Here is a 1,517-nt window from a genome sequence, read left to right on the forward strand (position 1 = left end):
TCGTCCACGTGCAGGGTCCGGGGCAGCACCCCGTGGCGCATCGCCAGCACCATCTTGATGATGCCCGCCGCGCCCGCCGCGCTCTGGGTGTGGCCGAGGTTGGACTTCACCGAGCCGAGCTGGAGCGGCAGTTCGCGGTCCTGGCCGTAGGTGGCGAGGAGGGCGTTGGCCTCGATCGGGTCGCCGAGCCGGGTGCCGGTGCCGTGCGCCTCGACGGCGTCCACGTCGGCGGCGGTGAGGCCGGCGGTGGCCAGGGCCTGGCGGATGACGCGTTCCTGGGCGGGGCCGTTGGGGGCGGTGAGCCCGTTGGAGGCGCCGTCCTGGTTGATCGCGGTGGCCCGGACGACCGCGAGGACCGGGTGCCCGTTGCGGCGGGCGTCCGACAGCCGCTCGACCAGCAGCACGCCCACGCCCTCGGCCATGCCGAAGCCGTCGGCGGCCGCCGCGAAGGCCTTGCAGCGCCCGTCCTCGGCGAGGCCGCGCTGGCGGCTGAACGCCACCAGGCCCTCGGGGGTGGCCATCACGGCGGCACCGGCCGCGAGCGCCATCGAGCACTCGCCGGCGCGCAGCGCCTGGACGGCGAGGTGGAGCGCCACCAGGGAGGAGGAGCAGGCGGTGTCGATGGTCACGGCCGGCCCTTCCAGGCCGAGCGCGTAGGAGATCCGGCCGGAGACCACGCTGGCCGCGTTGCCGGTGACCAGGTAGCCCTCGTTGCCGGGCGGGGCGGCGGCCAGCAGAGTGCCGTAGTCCTGGCCGTGGGTGCCGACGAACACGCCGACCTGCCCGCCCCGGACGGACACCGGGTCGACGCCGGCCCGCTCGAAGGCCTCCCAGGAGGTCTCCAGCAGCAGCCGCTGCTGCGGGTCCATGGCGTGCGCCTCGCGCGGGCTGATCCCGAAGAACGCCGCGTCGAACTCGGCGACGTCGTACAGGAATCCGCCCTCGCGGGTGTACGAGGTGCCGACCCGGTCGGGGTCGGGGTCGTAGAGCCCGTCGAGGTCCCAGCCGCGGTCGGTCGGCAGGGCGCCGACCGCGTCGCGCCCGGCGAGGACCAGCTCCCACAGGTCCTCCGGGGTGCGCACCCCGCCCGGGAAGCGGCAGCCCATGCCGACGATCGCGATCGGGTCGTCGTCCCGGGCCGCCACGGTGGTGGCCGCGGCCGGTGCGGCGGCGGGGAGCCGGTCGCCGAGCACCTGCTCGCGCAGGTGGCCGGCCAGGGCCTTCGGGGTCGGGTAGTTGAAGATCAGCGTGGCGGGCAGGCGCAGGCCCGTCGAGCCGTGCAGGCGGTTGCGGAGCTCGACCGCGGTGAGGGAGTCGAAGCCCAGCTCCTTGAAGGTCCGTTCGGGGTCCACCGCCGTGCCGGCCGGGTACCCGAGCACGGTGCCGGCGGTGGCGCGGACGAGGTCCAGCAGCTCCCGGTCGCACTCGGGCCCGGTCAGCCCGGCCAGCCGCTGGGCGAGGGCCGAGCCGCCGGCCCGGTCGGTCGGCCGCCGACGGCCCGAGCGGGTGCGGACCAG

At 76.2% G+C, this 1,517-nt stretch carries 1 protein-coding gene; it reads right to left on the minus strand.

The features are described 5' to 3' along the window. Window positions 1-1,517, minus strand: a 1,517-nt coding sequence (locus tag AE652_RS21200; RefSeq protein ID WP_049653878.1) for a type I polyketide synthase, incomplete at both ends; no start/stop codon positions are given.

Source organism: Kitasatospora sp. MY 5-36, assembly GCF_001182915.1.
GTDB lineage: Bacteria > Actinomycetota > Actinomycetes > Streptomycetales > Streptomycetaceae > Kitasatospora.